This window comes from Ruegeria sp. AD5 (genome assembly GCF_056542345.1).
The window spans coordinates 1,227,345-1,242,780 of the sequence record NZ_JBQFZR010000001.1; the positions used below are offsets into that span (position 1 = coordinate 1,227,345).

At 55.8% G+C, this 15,436-nt stretch carries 13 protein-coding genes and 1 tRNA gene; 7 read left to right on the top strand and 7 right to left on the bottom strand.

Translation table 11 applies throughout. From position 1 onward, the window contains the following. Position 1: 1 nt before the first annotated feature. Entirely contained in the window at positions 2-415 is a 414-nt protein-coding gene (locus ACR0JG_RS06100) for a hypothetical protein (RefSeq protein ID WP_170393931.1), read from the bottom strand. Positions 416-1,182: 767 nt separating this feature from the next. Between ACR0JG_RS06100 and ACR0JG_RS06105 the strand changes: the two genes are divergently transcribed. Then, positions 1,183-1,267 (top strand) — tRNA-Leu (locus ACR0JG_RS06105). Positions 1,268-1,317: 50 nt separating this feature from the next. On the opposite strand, the gene ACR0JG_RS06110 is transcribed toward ACR0JG_RS06105, so the two are convergent. After that, the gene (locus ACR0JG_RS06110) at positions 1,318-1,935 is read right to left on the bottom strand and encodes a TetR/AcrR family transcriptional regulator (protein WP_170393933.1); all 618 of its coding nucleotides are present in this window, start codon (positions 1,933-1,935) and stop codon (positions 1,318-1,320) included. A 161-nt stretch (positions 1,936-2,096) separates the two neighbouring features. Here ACR0JG_RS06110 and ACR0JG_RS06115 point away from each other — a divergent pair, with 161 nt between their 5' ends. The 5 genes from ACR0JG_RS06115 (at position 2,097) to ACR0JG_RS06135 (ending at position 6,641) form a co-directional block, all read left to right on the top strand. Continuing rightward, positions 2,097-3,026: an AEC family transporter gene (locus ACR0JG_RS06115; RefSeq protein ID WP_480568135.1), complete on the top strand. Its 930-nt coding sequence runs from the start codon at positions 2,097-2,099 to the stop codon at positions 3,024-3,026. 102 nt (positions 3,027-3,128) lie between these two features. After that, entirely contained in the window at positions 3,129-3,962 is an 834-nt protein-coding gene (gene fghA, locus ACR0JG_RS06120; protein WP_170562027.1) for an S-formylglutathione hydrolase, read from the top strand. Between the two features lie 3 nt (positions 3,963-3,965). Further along, positions 3,966-5,426 carry a Si-specific NAD(P)(+) transhydrogenase gene (gene sthA, locus ACR0JG_RS06125; protein WP_480568137.1) on the top strand — a complete coding sequence of 487 codons (1,461 nt, stop codon included), beginning with the start codon at positions 3,966-3,968 and terminating at the stop codon, positions 5,424-5,426. Further along, positions 5,423-5,878, top strand: coding sequence for a YaiI/YqxD family protein (locus ACR0JG_RS06130; protein ID WP_480568139.1), 456 nt, complete (start codon positions 5,423-5,425; stop codon positions 5,876-5,878). The genes sthA and ACR0JG_RS06130 overlap by 4 nt, the downstream gene beginning before the upstream one ends. Before the next feature lie 142 nt (positions 5,879-6,020). Beyond that, positions 6,021-6,641 (top strand): HAD family hydrolase, encoded by a 621-nt coding sequence (locus ACR0JG_RS06135; protein WP_480568141.1) that lies wholly within the window; start codon positions 6,021-6,023, stop codon positions 6,639-6,641. A 1-nt stretch (position 6,642) separates the two neighbouring features. Here the strand turns inward: ACR0JG_RS06135 and ACR0JG_RS06140 are convergent, their stop codons facing one another. Further along, positions 6,643-7,884 carry an MFS transporter gene (locus tag ACR0JG_RS06140; RefSeq protein WP_480568143.1) on the bottom strand — a complete coding sequence of 414 codons (1,242 nt, stop codon included), beginning with the start codon at positions 7,882-7,884 and terminating at the stop codon, positions 6,643-6,645. A 148-nt stretch (positions 7,885-8,032) separates the two neighbouring features. Between ACR0JG_RS06140 and zapE the strand changes: the two genes are divergently transcribed. Next, positions 8,033-9,091 (top strand): cell division protein ZapE, encoded by a 1,059-nt coding sequence (gene zapE, locus ACR0JG_RS06145; RefSeq protein ID WP_480568145.1) that lies wholly within the window; start codon positions 8,033-8,035, stop codon positions 9,089-9,091. A gap of 31 nt (positions 9,092-9,122) precedes the next feature. On the opposite strand, the gene ACR0JG_RS06150 is transcribed toward zapE, so the two are convergent. Genes ACR0JG_RS06150 through ACR0JG_RS06165 form a run of 4 tightly spaced genes read right to left on the bottom strand, consistent with a single transcriptional unit; the run spans position 9,123 to position 15,370 of the window. Next, complete coding sequence (locus tag ACR0JG_RS06150; RefSeq protein WP_480568147.1) at positions 9,123-10,397, bottom strand: bifunctional folylpolyglutamate synthase/dihydrofolate synthase; 1,275 nt, start codon at positions 10,395-10,397, stop codon at positions 9,123-9,125. Continuing rightward, entirely contained in the window at positions 10,394-11,326 is a 933-nt protein-coding gene (gene accD, locus ACR0JG_RS06155; protein WP_170393952.1) for an acetyl-CoA carboxylase, carboxyltransferase subunit beta, read from the bottom strand. Before accD ends, ACR0JG_RS06150 begins: the two co-directional genes overlap by 4 nt. A gap of 59 nt (positions 11,327-11,385) precedes the next feature. After that, the gene (locus ACR0JG_RS06160) at positions 11,386-12,285 is read right to left on the bottom strand and encodes a CPBP family intramembrane glutamic endopeptidase (RefSeq protein ID WP_223118637.1); all 900 of its coding nucleotides are present in this window, start codon (positions 12,283-12,285) and stop codon (positions 11,386-11,388) included. After that, positions 12,275-15,370 (bottom strand): ABC transporter transmembrane domain-containing protein, encoded by a 3,096-nt coding sequence (locus ACR0JG_RS06165; RefSeq protein ID WP_170407253.1) that lies wholly within the window; start codon positions 15,368-15,370, stop codon positions 12,275-12,277. The genes ACR0JG_RS06160 and ACR0JG_RS06165 overlap by 11 nt, the downstream gene beginning before the upstream one ends. Between the last annotated feature and the right edge of the window lie 66 nt (positions 15,371-15,436).

Sequence of the window (15,436 nt, forward strand, 5' to 3'; positions counted from 1 at the left end):
GTCAGCCTCCGGTACCAGTTGCAGCGATGTGGTTCCCTGCCCCGTCAGGCAGGCTTGCAAGCGTGTCGATTCGTGCGATCAGGTCCAGCGCGTTGCCGAGGATTGCGGCCTCGGTTCGCGGTGAAATCGATTCATATGCGAAAGAATCAGCCAGAACTTCGATTGAACTGAAGCCTTCACCATTTTCCAAACAAGCCACACGGCGTCCGGTCGGAAAATCATCTGTTTTGTTGGCAGGCAGCGGCATGCGGGCATTAGCCAGCAAGTAGCGATTGCCCGAATGCGTACGGAGAGCGACGCCGAATCCTGTGCCAGGGTGCTGACGGTTCAGGGTTTTCAGTTCGCCAATAAAGCTTTCACGCGCAAGGCTGACAGCGTCTTGCTCGGAAGCAACGGATTTGATCTGGTTGGTCACGACAGAGACCCTTGTTCTGGAGTTGAGCAGAAACTCGCACGGTGCCAGAAGGCAAAAAGACTCATTAACTCCTGCGCCCAATCAATTACGATTACCGCGGTGTTATTTTGACGCGAATAGGATATTTTGGCGTTTGAAATGTGGCACAATTATGATGGCGTCTCATAGAAATACTTCAACCTATGAGAGTGTAAGCCACGACGTTGACGAGTTGCCCAAGTTTTTATGGCTTTGATTGCTTGTTAAAAAGTCCGAGATTCCGTGGCGTCAAGGATTTACATGCTGCTTCTTACGTTTTGAAATATATAAAAATAATTTCTATTTCTGTGATCGAAGGAACCTCTGATTGAAATTCAATACGAAACCACTCACCTCAAGTTACACTTTTTTGAAATGTGCCCCACACAAAGTAGTCTTTCAGCGACTCAACGTATGCGAGTTTAAGATAAAGAGAAAAATTGCGATAAATGTTCGCTAAATGGAAACAAAAAGAAGGACCAGAGAACGGGCCTTCACACAGGTGAAATTACGACCAAAACCAGCACCTGAGCACTGTTCGTGCTGGAAAGACTGGCCAAACCGCATTCTCACTGTCCAAGGCACGTTCTTTAACATTTGGCACATGCGAGTTCTGGTTAAACTTACTTGGGCAAAAGATTGTTTCCAGCGAGACGATAATAAACTGCCCTCTCGCTTGATTTTACCTCTCGCACTCATTCAAAAGCTTTGCTATTCAGCGCGTCGTCGCGGTGCTTCGGCATCGGGTTGCGGGTGTGGCGAAATTGGTAGACGCACCAGATTTAGGTTCTGGCGCCGCAAGGCGTGGGGGTTCAAGTCCCTCCACCCGCACCAACACGACTTCTTACCATCAATGTGATTGATCGCCGGCGAACTTACGCAGTTCATACGCCGTAGCGGGCCATAAACATGTCGACGGCCTGCAATGCAACCTCGTCTATCTCGTTCTGGTCAAATCGATTTTGGATACCGAAAGCCGCGCGGCCCCATAGTCGGACTTTGCACAGTTCAGAAAACTGCTCGGCCGCGATGTTGACGTCTTCAACCGCCAACTCACCTTTACCAACCGCCTTGGTCAGATATTCGGCCATCTGGCGTTGGCCGTTCTTCGGTCCTGCTTCATAAAACGCTTTACCAAGCTCGGGGAATCGGTCGCGCTCGGCCACACATATGCGAAAGACTTGCTGCGCGAAGTCCGAGACGAGAAAAGCCGTAAGCTGAGTGGCTGCTATCGTCAGCACCTCGCGGGCTGGCTTGGTCTCATCGATCATCGAAAGGATGCGTTCAGACATCAGGCGACATTCGGTCTGGGCAACCTCGGTGAACAACAGTCGCTTGTCGGGGAAATAGCTGTATAGCGTTGCCTTCGAAACACCCGCCGCACGCGCGATGTCATCGACGCTTGCGCCTTCAAACCCATCCGCCATGAAAACCTCTCGGGCCCCACGTAACACCTGGTCGAATTTACGGCCTGTACGCAGGATGGTGGCGGCTTGGGTCATGGTGTCTCCGGATTGCGATATCCTGCAACACTATAAACCGTTCGGTTCAGTTTCAACGCTTTTCACTCCGATAGCGGTTTTGGCACAACGTTACGGCTTCAATCGTACCGCCGACCGTGCGTCAACCTTGCGAGCCTGACCAGCCATGTTAACACGTTGCCATGGTCGAGATATTTCTGCGCACTCTCCCCTTTTTCGCAATCATCGGCCTGGGGTTCTGGGCCGGACGCAGCCGGTTTTTCCCTCCCGAGGCGACAGCATATCTAACCAAGTTCGTGTTTTTCTTTGCTTTGTCGGCTATGCTATTTCGGTTTGCCGCCACCCTGCCCTTTGCCGAAATTTTCAACGGTCGGCTGGTGATCGGGTATCTGATCGGCACTGCTGGCGTCTATGCGCTGGCGACGGCTATCGCTTATCTCCGAGGGCTGGACATCCCCACCGCCGCGGTCGAGGCGCAATGTGCTGCTATTGGCAATGTTGGGTTTCTGGGCCTGCCCATGCTTGCGCTGTTATTCTCCGAAGCCGCCATTGGTCCCGTGATGTTGGTGCTGACAGTTGATCTGGTTGTGTTTTCCTCATTGATCGTGATTCTGATCAACGGTGGCCGCGATGGTCGGCTCAGCCTGGGGACGATGCGCCTGATCGGGATTGGCCTGCTGAGAAACCCCATGATCTTGTCAATCTCCGCCGGATTGATCTGGTCTGCGTTAGAGGTGCCTGTACCAGCCCCGCTTAATGATTTTCTGACAATTCTGGGCGGTGCGGCTACGCCGGGGGCGCTGTTTGCCATCGGGGCGTCACTGGCAGACAAATCGGCCGAGCGCATCCAGATCGCGGGTTGGTTAAGTTTTTGCAAACTGGTGCTGCATCCGCTTTTCGTGGCACTTATGGTGATTTGGCTGATCCCGGTTGCCTCATTCCCTGCGATGGTCGCAATCGCGGCGGCGTCTTTACCAGTTGCAGGCAATGTTTACATGCTGGCCGCGCACTACGGTGTGGCCCCGCAACGGGCATCTGCTGCCATCCTGTTATCTACCATCGCCAGCATTCTGACCGTCCCGCTGGCGATAGGATGGGTCAGCGGATTCTGATCTTCACCTTTTCGAAAAATGAGCTTTCCAGAGGTGGCTGCACTTTACGCCGACGCTGCAGAGCGGTAGCCATGGCCCGGACACAACGTAAGGATCAGCTTGATGGAAACCCTTTCGGAAAATGCCTGTTTTGGTGGTGTGCAGGGCGTTTATCGCCATGCTTCCTCGGCCTGCAAATGTGATATGACATTTGGCCTTTTTCTTCCAGCCGAAGCCAAGGACGGCCCCGTTCCTGTTCTGTGGTATCTGTCGGGCCTGACCTGCACCCATGAAAACGCCATGACGAAGGCGGGTGCCCAGGGTTGGGCGGCCGAACAGGGCATTGCGCTGGTGTTCCCCGACACTTCACCACGCGGCGAAGGCGTGGCAGATCACGAAGACTATGACCTTGGCCAAGGCGCAGGGTTCTATGTCAATGCCACGCAAGGCCCTTGGACGCCTCACTTCAACATGTGGGATTATGTTGCCGAGGAGTTGCCGGCCCTTCTGGCCGAGAACTTTGCGATTGATCCTGATCGTCAGGCCATCACCGGGCATTCGATGGGTGGGCATGGCGCATTGACGCTGGCGATGAACCTGCCCGGGCGTTACCGGTCTGTTTCGGCCTTCTCGCCGATCTCGAACCCCATGGGGGCGGATTGGGGTCGCAAGCAACTCAGCGCGTATTTAGGCGATGATGAGACCGCATGGGCCAAGCATGATGCGTCGGCGATGATGAAAAGCACAGGCTTTGACGGACCGGTCCTGATCGACACCGGTGCAAACGATCAGTTTATGGATCTGTTGCGCCCGGAGGCACTGGCGCAGGCAATTGCCGAGCGTCGCCAGCAGGCCACCTATCGCCTGCAGCCCGGCTATGACCATTCCTACTATTTCGTGTCCACCTTTATGGAGGATCACATCACCTTCCACGCCGAAGCGCTGTATGGGGACTGAGGCATGAGCAAATATGACTATGACCTGATCATCATCGGCTCGGGCCCTTCAGGCCGGGCGGCGGCGATTCAGGCAGGCAAATTGCAGCGCCGGGTGCTGGTGATTGACCGCAAAGATCGTTTTGGTGGTGTCTCTGTTCATACCGGAACGATCCCATCGAAAACCTTGCGAGAGACGGTGCTGAACCTGTCAGGCTGGCGCGAGCGCAGTTTTTATGGGCGTTCCTACCGGGTCAAGGATCAGATCAGCGCCGAGGATCTGAAAGCACGGCTGCACATGACACTCGATCATGAGGTCGATGTGCTTGAGCATCAGTTCAACCGCAACCATGTTGAAACGCTGAACGGGTTGGCGACGTTCACGGGGCCACACGAGATCGAGGTGGCCACGGATGCAGGCGAATCCACGCGTCTGACAGCAGCCAAATTCCTGATCGCCACCGGCACCAAGACCTACCGGCCAGATTACGTGCCTTTCAATGGCAAAACTGTCGTCGATGGGGATGATTTCCTTGAGATGGAGGAAATCCCGCGTTCGCTCTGCGTGATCGGTGCGGGCGTGATCGGCGTTGAATATGCAACCATGTTCTCGGCGCTTGATGTCCGGGTGACGTTGATCGAACCGCGCGAGACGTTTCTGGATTTCATCGACAAGACACTGATCCACGATTTCACGCATCAGATCCGTGAAAATGGCGTCGATCTGCGGTTGGGGGCAGCCGTCGAGAAAATAGAAGACGCCGGTAGCCATGTTGAGATCACGCTGGACAATGGGCGACACGTCCGGGCCGAGATGCTGCTGTTTGCAGCCGGCCGGATGGGGGCGACCTCGGCGCTGAACTTGGACGCGGTTGGCATTGATACGGATCATCGCGATCGTATCAGCGTGGACCGCAAGACCTATCAGACCTCGGTGCCGCATATCTATGCCACCGGAGACGTCATCGGGCATCCGTCGTTGGCCTCAACTTCGTTGCAACAAGGGCGGGTCGCGGCCTGTCATGCGCTGGAGACTCCAACCCTGCCGGAAAGCCCCTGGTATCCGTATGGGATCTACTCGGTCCCCGAAATCTCAACCTGCGGGATGTCCGAGGAAGAACTGCAGGAGCGTGGTATTCCCTACGAAGTGGGCGTGGCCCGTTTCCGAGAAACCTCACGCGGGCACATCATGGGGTTGGAGCATGGCATGCTGAAAATGCTATTTTCGCTCAAGACCCGGCGGGTTCTAGGTGTGCAAATCGTTGGCGAAGGGGCAACTGAGCTGATCCATATTGCGCAGGCAGTGCTGAACCTGAAAGGCACGGTGGACTACTTCGTGCAGAACACGTTCAACTATCCGACCCTTGCCGAAGCTTACAAAATCGCGGGGCTGGATGCCTTTAACCGGATGCCCATTCCGGACGAATTCAAGGTGCGCAAATCGACCCCAAAGGCAAAGTCAGCGCCAAAGGTCAAAGAGGCGTGACGACGCTATACATCGACGGGGATGCCTGCCCGGTCAAGGCCGAGGCTGAACGGGTGGCAACCCGGCACAAGGTGCCGATGGTTCTGGTCTCAAACGGAGGGCTACGCCCCTCTGCCAACCCGTTGGTGCAGGTAGTGATCGTCGCCTCGGGAGCAGATGAGGCGGATAAGTGGATTGCCGAACGCTGCGGCACCGGCGATATTGTCGTTACCTCTGATATACCGCTGGCCGCCAAGTGTATTGAAGCCGAAGCACGTGTGCTTCGGCCCAGTGGTGAGGCTCTCACTGCGGCCAATATCGGTCAGCAATTGGCAATGCGCGATCTGATGGCGGACCTTCGCGCGGCAAACCCGCTGGGGACAGGTGGCGGGGGAAAACCATTTAGCAAAGCCGACCGGTCGCGTTTTCTAGATGCGCTTGAGCGCGAGATACGCGCTGCCCTTCGCAGGTAGTGCTGCCGCCGGTCAGAGACGCATCAAAGATGCATATCCTTCCGTTGGGCTGGGCAGCGCGTGCCGCGTTGCGGTTGGCGCTTGCATCTCTGACCTGCGCTTGGTTCAGTCGGTGGTGATTGAACTGGTATGGGATTAAGTCATGGCCGTTGAAGCCGTCATCTTTGACATCGGAAATGTGCTGATCGAGTGGCAGCCCGAGCGCTATTATGATCGGGTAATCGGCGAGGATCGTCGTCGCGCCATGTTTGACGAGGTCGATCTGCATGGGATGAATGATCTGGTGGATCAGGGCCATCATTTTACGGATACTATTTACAAATGGGCGGACAAGTACCCGGATTGGCGCGATGAAATCCGGATGTGGCATGACAACTGGATCGAACTGGCCGCGCCCGAGATCCCACATTCAGCGCGACTGCTGCGCGCGTTGCGGACCAAGAAGATCCCGGTCTTTGCCCTGACGAATTTTGGGGTTCAGAATTTTGACTATGCCACTACTGTTTATCCGTTTCTGAATGAGTTTGATCGTCAATATGTCTCGGGTCGGATGAAGACGGTCAAGCCTCATATGCCAATTTACGAAATGGTTGAGGCCGACTGCGGTATTTCGCCGTCCAATCTCTTATTCGCAGATGACAGGATCGAGAATATCGAAACAGCGAAGGTGCGCGGATGGCAAACGCACCACTTCATCGATCCGCAGGGTTGGGCGGATCGATTGGTTTCAGAGGGGCTGCTGACCGCTGAAGAGGCCGCATAGCTCAGGCTGTCACGCTGGTTGGTGATCGGTTTTCGCGGATGGGCAGGTGAATGATGGCGCTGAATGCTCCGATTGCGACGCCGATCCACCAAACCATGGTGTAATCACCGAATTGGTCGTACATGCGCCCGCCTAACCAGATGCCCAGAAAACTGCCGATCTGATGGCTCAGGAATACGATCCCGTAGAGCGTGCCCATGTACCGCAGGCCATAGAGATGTGCGACAAGGCCAGATGTTAGCGGTACGGTCGCCAACCAGAGCGACCCCATCACAAGCGAGAATGCGATCACGGACAAGGGCGTGATTGGGAACACGATGAAGGCACCTGCGGCAAGCGTTCGGCCGGTGAAAACCGCCGCGAGAAGGTACTTCTTCGGAAAGTGATTTCCAGCCCATCCGGCCAAAAGGGTTCCGCCGATATTGGCCAACCCAATCAACGAAATCGCAATCGCCCCCAAGGCTGAAGTTGTGGTGATCCCCATCGAATGTAAGACGCCTCCGGGTTGGATCGGGCCGCACATCTCGGTGACGAAGGCGGGGAAATGGGCTGTGACAAAGCCCAGTTGATAGCCGCAACTGAAAAAGCCGATCGCAATCAGCGAATAAGACGGGTCGCGGAATGCCTTGGACAGGATCTGCCCCATACTCTCTTCTAGCTCCGTCCTGCTGACGGGCTGAGGCGCGCGCATGAATGGCAATGTCAGGATCAATGCAAGGATAGCCACTGCAAAGATCAGGAACACTTGCTGCCAGGGTAAGAAAGTCAGCAACCACTCTGCTGTGGGTGCGCCAATGACTTGCCCGAAACTGCCCGCTGCGGTGACAATCGCCAATGACATCGAGCGGTTCGCATCCGATGAGGCACGACCTACGACCGCAAGGACCACGCCAAACCCCGTCCCAGCGATCCCGAAACCCACGAGCCAGGCATACATCTGATGTTCAAACGGGGTAACGGACCATGCCGTCAGCACCATTCCCGCCGTATAGGTCAGAGCGCCCAGAACGATGGCGCGCCGATCACCTATCTTTTCCGCTATGGCACCAAAGATCGGCTGACCGATCCCCCAAGCCAGGTTTTGTATGGCGATCGCCATCGAAAAATCGCTGCGCAGCCAGCCGAACTCATCCGCAATCGGTATCTGGAACACACCAAAAGAGGCGCGTACAGCAAAACTGACTGTAATTACGATGCAGCCGACGATCAGGATCGGGTTCAGCAAACGGGTGGATTGCGACATTAAGGCTCCGAAGATTGGTTCCAGCAGACGTTAGCGGTACAACTCGGCGCGTCAATTCAGGAGTTTTGTGACGCCAGTTCAGCAAAATTGATGTGTCTGGAAAAAAGGTTTCTTTTCAACCCACGAAGCGATCGGTATGGCTCAACTCATGACGGTTCTAATTTCGCACTATGAAGATCTTATTGCTGATGGGACACTGACCCGGGACGACGCGCAAGAGGCTGTGCTGCCCCGGTTTGAGCGCATTCGAGCAGCCTTGGCCGAACCGGTTAAGCGTGGATTTTTCCGCAAAGCGCCGCCGCCACCCAAGGGTTTGTATCTTTGGGGAGGTGTTGGGCGCGGCAAGTCGATGTTGATGGACATGTTTGTCGAGACATTAGGTGAAATCCCAGTTCGACGGGTGCATTTTCATGCGTTCATGCAGGAAATCCATTCCGGTCTGCACAAGGCGCGTGAAGACGGCGTTGAGGACGCGCTGGTCCCTGTGGCCGATGCAGTCATCAAATGGGCGCGGGTGCTGGCCTTTGATGAGATGCAGATCGTCGATATCACCGACGCGATGATCGTGGGGCGGTTGTTCGATCTGCTCCACAAGGGTGGTGTCGTTATCGTTACGACTTCGAACAGGCATCCGGATGATCTATATAAGGATGGGTTGAACCGGCAGCTTTTTCTGCCTTTCATTCAGCATATCAAAGAGCAACTGGAAGTGTGGGAGTTGGTTTCACCCACGGATTACCGGCAGAACCGACTTGAAGGCTCGTCGGTTTACTTCACCCCCATCGGGCCCGAAGCGCGGGAAAAGATTCGTGAGGTGTGGAATGATCTGTCGGGTGGACCGGCAGAAGAGCTGGCCCTTCAGGTGAAGGGTCGCGAAGTTGTCCTGCCCGCCTTTCGCAACGGCGTTGCACGGGCCTCGTTTTATGACCTCTGCGGACGAATGTTGGGTCCAGGAGATTACCTGGCTATCGCAGAAGCGCTGAAGGTACTGGTTCTTGAAGACATCCCGCGTTTGTCACGCAATAACTTCAATGAGGCAAAGCGCTTCGTCACCCTGATCGATGCGCTTTATGAGGCGAAAGTTCGGCTGATTTGTTCCGCCGCCGCCGAGCCCGAGATGCTCTATGTCGAAGGGGAAGGAACTTTTGAGTTTGAGCGTACGGCCTCGCGCCTGCGGGAGATGCAAGACAAGGATTGGGGCAGATAGGGGCTGCTGCCCTGGCGCAGGATCTTTTTCATCAGGCGTTTTCTCTAAGGATGTTTCCCGCAAGATAAAGCGACCCGCAGATCAGAATGCGTGCATCAGGGGTTTGAGCGGTGATTGCGGCGAGCGCGTCTGTGACGCTGTCTGCTGTCGTGGCGGCCAGATTCACCTTAGCAGCAGCGGCGGCGGTTTCGTCCGCGCTCAGCGTATTCTGCTCACCCGGGATCGATACGGCCGTCAGGCTGTCTGCCCTTTGGGCCAATGGCGCGAGATAACCGGTGACATCTTTGGTATTCAGCATACCACAAATCAAATGCGTGGGACGTTCTGGTAGTGACGCTAAAACCTCGGCCAAAGCAGTGCCTGCAGCCGCGTTGTGACCACCATCCAACCACAACTCAGCTTGAGGGGCCTGCTCAACCAGAGGACCGATTTTTAGCCGCTGCATACGCGCGGGCCATTCGGCCTTGGCCACAGCGGCCTCGTAGGCATCATCGCCCATTTGCAGGTGGCGCAACGCAGCCAACGCCGCGCCTGCATTTTCGATCTGATGAGCACCCAGTAGGTTTGGCATAGGCAGATCGCGCAAACCGGTTTCGTCCTGATAAATAAGGCGACCGTTCTCAGTATGAACATGCCAGTGCTGCCCGTGGACCATTAGCGGAGCGCCCAGACGGGCTGCGGTATATTCGATGACTTCCAGCGCCTCATCCTGCTGCGGGCCGACGATGCAGGGAACGCCCGGCTTGATGATTCCGGCTTTTTCAGCGGCGATCTTGCCCAAAGTGTCGCCCAGGAACTGCTCATGGTCGATCGAGACGGGGGTGATGACCGTCAACTCGGGCCGTTCGATCACGTTGGTGGCGTCCAGCCGCCCGCCCAGCCCGACTTCGAGCAGCGTATAGTCAGCTTTGGTGCGGGAAAATGCCAGCAGCGCGGCGCAGGTGGTGATTTCAAAATAGGTGATGTTCTCACCGCCATTGGCGGCGTAACACTCATCCAGCACGGCGGTAAGGTCGGGTTCGGAAATCAGCTCACCTGCCAGTCGGATTCGCTCGTGAAACCGGGCCAGATGAGGTGAGGTATAGGCATGGACCGCATGCCCTGCCCCTTCAAGCCCCGCCCGGATCATGGCCTGGGTCGAGCCCTTGCCATTGGTCCCAGCGATATGAATGACCGGAGGCAGCTTAACCTGAGGATTGTCTATTGCCGCCAGCAAACGCCATACCCTGTCCAAGGTCAGGTCGATGATCTTGGGGTGCAGCGCCATCATCCGGTCTAGGATGGCATCCGAAGATGGGGAGGTCATTTTTCGACCGCGTCCTCGGTGGGTGCCTCGGTTGGGGCTTCTTCCGGCTCGGGCGCAGGAAGGTCGCCTTTGACCGCAGGGGGCTGCTTCATCAGCATTCGGGTGATGGTGATCAGCTCATCCCGCATCTCGGTGCGTTTGGTCACTCGGTCGAGCATCCCGTGATCCAGCAGATATTCAGCGCGCTGGAATCCTTCGGGCAGTTTCTCACGAATGGTCTGTTCGATCACACGGGGTCCGGCGAAACAGATTAGGGCATTGGGTTCCGAAATATGAACGTCACCCAGCATCGCGTACGAGGCTGTAACGCCGCCTGTAGTCGGGTGGGTCAGGACAACAATATAGGGCAGGTTTGCTTCTTTAAGCATCTCCACTGCGACCGTCGTACGCGGCATTTGCATCAGGCTCAGAATGCCTTCCTGCATCCGCGCGCCGCCGGCTGCCGAAAACAGGATCAGGGGCCGCTGTAGCCTAACAGCCTCCTGTGCTGCAGCAATGATGGCATTGCCTACATACATGCCCATCGATCCGCCCATGAACGAAAAATCCTGCGCGGCTGCCACGATCGGGGTACGGCCGATTTCGCCAACGGCGACCAGCATCGCTTCTTTCTCGCCGGTCTTTTTCTGGGCCGCCTTCATACGGTCAGGGTATTTTTTCTGATCCCGAAACTGCAGGGGATCGTCTTTCGGTGCCGGGACATCAACCTCGGAAAAAATACCGCCATCAAACAGATGTTGGAACCGATCGCGCGGCGTGATTGCCATGTGATGGTCGCACTGGGTGCAGACATTCTGGTTTTCCGCCAATTCGCGGTGGAACAGCATGGTTCCACACTCATCACACTTGTGCCAAAGGTTTTCGGGCACTTCGCGGCGCGAGAAGATCGAATTGATCCGGGGGCGGACGTAGTTTGTGATCCAGTTCATGTCGGAACCTTGATAATGCGGCGTTGACGTCAAATAAGACGCAAAGCCGGGAAATGCAATCAGCGCCTGAGGACCAATCTTGCGGTGAGCCACCCCACGATCATCAGCGCAAAGTCGACTAGCAACCAAGGTCGCAACGCTTCGGCGTCCGATGCCTCATAAGGAAGATGGAACAAGGCCAGGCCACCAAGGTTGTCGGGAAACGAAATGACAAGCAGAGCCGCGATGTTATTGAAAAAATGCAGCGCAATGGCGGGGCCCAGCGTACCCGCTCGCGCGGTCAGATCGGCGGTCAAAAGCCCAAATGTCAGCGCCCAGATGGCAATCAAGACCGCATTGTCTCCGACCGTCGCGGGGCTGTAGTGGCCAGCTGCGAACAAGATTGATGGCAGACCCATCCAGATCAGCGGAGACCGAAACCGCGCGGCCAGGCCCTGTTGCATATAGCCTCGAAACAGGATTTCCTCGGCGCTGGTCTGAATCAGCACCGCAACAGCGGATAAGGGAAGCAGCAAAAGCCATTTGGTTAACGCGAGATTCGCCACCAATGGTGCACCAAGGTCATAGGGGGGGAGTATGAATATGACTGCACCCAGCAGAAGCAATGCACGAACAACGCGCCAAAACTGCCAGATTGCGATGGATTGTTCGCCCAGGACCGAGGCAAGTGACCGGTGCTGAAATAATCGTGCCCCCAACGCCACGCCAATAGTGACAAAAATAAAGCTGGAGAGCACAATAAGGAGCGCTGTTGGCGACGATCCATTCAAGAATGTGACCGCCGACCCTGATGAGCCAAGACTGGCAACGATTGCGAACAAGATTGCATTGAGCGTGACCACAACCACTGAGACCAGCGCAAGACCAGCCAACAAGCGCCATATCTCGGGATATCTGCGGGCGGCACCTAGCAATTGCTGATGACTTGAATAGGCACCGCGCCTTTCGTTAGTGCTCATCGGATTGCTCAGCACTTACCGAAGGCAGGTCATCCCCAATTGGAGTGTTGGGGTCACGCAACCGCTCGGACACCGTGGACAGGTATCCGGCCACGGTTTCAAGCAGCCTCATCGCAACGCCCGCGTCACTTTCAATCACAGCACGCAATTCCTCCGCGCCGATCCGCAGGAACGAGCAATCCGTGAGGGCCACCAAATCCAATTGTCGCGGCTCATTGGTGATAATCGCAAGATCGCCGATAAGGCGCCCGGGTTCTACTATCGAGAGCGAACGCATTTCACCGTGTTCATTCAGCCAATTCAGGCTTGCCGAACCTGAAATACACAAATACGCCGCATCGGGAGCCTGGCCACGTGCGAAAATGGTTTGACCTGCCGCGACCTCGTACCATTGGGCCGAAAACGCCAGAAGACGCTGGTTGCGCCCATCGACTCGTGAAAACAACTCGGTCGAAGAAATGATCTTGAGTTTCCGGCTCAGGTCGTCCGTCCCGGTGTCTTCGGCATCGGTGGACACGCGTGAGACACCATCGATGCGACCGTCCTTTATTTCAACAAACAAATCATAGGCTTCCGGATGGGCAAAATGATCCTCCATAAAGATCATAATCGAGTCGGGTAATAACTCGCGCAGCTTCAGACGGGTCCGCAGGCGGCTTTCAGAGTCGTGGCTGGCCAGTGCCTTGTCGAGTATCAGGATATCGGGGCGTTTGATGCCGGCACGAGAAAAGGCAGCACGCTCCTGAAACACTGTCGGAAGGTTGTTCCCACCTAACCCGGACGGCAGGTCGTAGATGATCGCGGCGGCCCTTCGGCGCAGCCCGGCCTCGTTCAGAACCTCCGCGACCAGATCTTCGATCTCTTCTGCATGAGCACCAGCCATGATGGATACCCGACCATACAGAGCGTTTTCCATTGCTGTCAGGCGGGGAACGTAGACGTCCGGTGACACCGGCACGAACATCGCACCCATAGCGCCCCGCAGCCGTTCGGCCTGACTGTGACGAATGGAAAGGATTTTGTCCTTGTACTCCTCAGGGAAACTTGGGCCGATTTGTTCAGCGGTCAGCATGAATGGGACGGTCAACAGCAGCGCACGTTCCTGATCGCCGATGGCTTCTTCGCCCTTGGTTTTGCGGCGCTCTTCGATATCAAGCAGACGGTGGTACATGTCTTTTGACATGCCAAGCCGCAAGAACAATGGGTGATCGGCCCCATCTCGCCCGAAAGTCTGGTTTAGGGTTTCCAGAACGGCCTGAGCGATGCTGAGCGCGTCATCATCCAGGCCATTGCCCGTAAGCAACGACAGAAAGCGGTGGTCCCCCGCCAGAATGTCCGGTGCGATATCATGCGTCGGTGAAGCGAACAGCAGGTTCCCGCCCAAGGGCACGGCGGGATTGAACTGGTCAGGATCGAACCGATAGACATACTTGTCCAAACCGCGCTCTTGCAGGCGTGTGGCAACGGTATCTCGCAGATCGACTATTTCTTTCGCCAACACCGGGTGTACTTCCGGGTCGAACTGAGAGCGCAAAGTGCGCCGGAACATAAATTCATCAATGCCCATCGCTTCGACAAGCTGGAACCACCAATCGCGAATATCCTCGATGTCATCAAGACCCGCGAGGCTTGGATCGATCCATTCATCGGACAGTGAATCGGGTGGGTTCCCGGCGCGCACGGCTTCGATCTGGCGGCGTGAGGGGGCCTGCAATGCACCACTTTCGTGTTGAGGATGCGTGCGCAGCGGCATTAGCAGGTTATCACCCAATGTTCCGTCGAACAGGTAAGGGCGTGAATAGGCATAGCCGATCCGCGCCGCAATCACCGCCTGATGCAGGCTGTTGAGGTTGTGGCCAGCCATCAGAACCTCGCCTTGAACCGGCAGCACTTCGCGCGTCAGCAACTGCGCAAGCGCACTGCGTTCCGAAGCGTGTTTCGACTGAATCGCAACCCGAGCGCCTTGGGGAATGGTAAGATCAATATCCTCAAGGATGGTCTTGCCGTCATCATCACGAACGGTCACGTTGCGCAGTTCGATATCGCCGGTCAGGTGCGGGATTGCCTCGGGGACGCCCTCAAACAACTGTTCGGGTATCATATTCGATGGGGCAAACCGTTCGGTCACAATTTCCCAGCGCAGTGACATGTCCTGTACTTGGTTGTAGTAGGTCAGAAGATCCTTCCAAGGGCCGCTGAGGTCTTTATATGCGCCCAACGCGGCGACCAATGCGCCTACTGTCACCTCGCCCGTGATCGCCAGATAGCCGCCTACTGAATAGAACAGGAAGGGTGTCATCTGAGTGATCAGATTGTTGAGGAACTTCATGAAGAACTTCTTGTTGTAGATCTTAAAGCGGATCTCGAACAAGGTTCCTAGCCGATGGCTGAATTGCGCCAGACGATAGCGCCAGCCGCCATTGGTGCGCAGATCGCTGATACCAGCAGCACTTTCGCCAATCTCAGAGCTCAGCCGCCGGACCTCCTGAATGCGATCCTTGTTCAGAAGGTTGATCTGACGCTGCAATTTGGGAATCAGCCAAGCCTGCAAAGGGATCAATGCAATACTGGCCAGACCAAACCACACGCTTTGCATGAAAAGAAACGTGACAATCGTCATCATCTGGCCGAACTGAAAAACGGGCTGCGCGATGGCGTCTCCCATCAACCCGCCCATTGGTTCGGCCTCGGACGTGATCATCGATACCAGTTCACCTTGGCTGGTGGTGGCGAAATAGGATTTGGGGAAGCGCATCGAGCGGCTGATCAAGGTAAAGCGCAGGCGACGCAACATCCGTTCAGCGAGAATGCCTTTCATGGTATTGATGCGCATTTTCATCACGCCACTGGCGATGACAGTTGCCAAAAAGGCAAAGCACAGAATCAGCAGGTACTGCACCTGCGTCACGGTGATACCGAGTACCGTTACCGTGTCTGCGGGCGCACCAATCGCGTCATTGATGATCTGCTTAGGAAGCTCCAACGAAGCGTAAAGGAACGGAAATGACAAAACGGTCAGCAATAGCAGGACCAATTGCTGTTTTTTCGAATGCTTCCATATGAATGAAAATAGGGTGGGTTCCATTCCCCTGCCTCATGATGAGCCTGTATGATCCGGGACAAATGCCGATTGTCCGAGCGCCGACGGTAA

Bases quoted from the DNA above. Each gene is read 5' to 3' on its own strand.
- ACR0JG_RS06160 (WP_223118637.1), bottom strand. From the start codon at position 12,285: ATGAGCACTAACGAAAGGCGCGGTGCCTATTCAAGTCATCAGCAATTG.
- accD (WP_170393952.1), bottom strand. From the start codon at position 11,326: ATGAACTGGATCACAAACTACGTCCGCCCCCGGATCAATTCGATCTTC.
- sthA (WP_480568137.1), top strand. From the start codon at position 3,966: ATGAGCAAATATGACTATGACCTGATCATCATCGGCTCGGGCCCTTCA.
- ACR0JG_RS06135 (WP_480568141.1), top strand. From the start codon at position 6,021: ATGGCCGTTGAAGCCGTCATCTTTGACATCGGAAATGTGCTGATCGAG.
- ACR0JG_RS06110 (WP_170393933.1), bottom strand. From the start codon at position 1,935: ATGACCCAAGCCGCCACCATCCTGCGTACAGGCCGTAAATTCGACCAG.
- ACR0JG_RS06165 (WP_170407253.1), bottom strand. From the start codon at position 15,370: ATGGAACCCACCCTATTTTCATTCATATGGAAGCATTCGAAAAAACAG.
- ACR0JG_RS06115 (WP_480568135.1), top strand. From the start codon at position 2,097: ATGGTCGAGATATTTCTGCGCACTCTCCCCTTTTTCGCAATCATCGGC.
- ACR0JG_RS06150 (WP_480568147.1), bottom strand. From the start codon at position 10,397: ATGACCTCCCCATCTTCGGATGCCATCCTAGACCGGATGATGGCGCTG.
- ACR0JG_RS06140 (WP_480568143.1), bottom strand. From the start codon at position 7,884: ATGTCGCAATCCACCCGTTTGCTGAACCCGATCCTGATCGTCGGCTGC.
- fghA (WP_170562027.1), top strand. From the start codon at position 3,129: ATGGAAACCCTTTCGGAAAATGCCTGTTTTGGTGGTGTGCAGGGCGTT.
- zapE (WP_480568145.1), top strand. From the start codon at position 8,033: ATGACGGTTCTAATTTCGCACTATGAAGATCTTATTGCTGATGGGACA.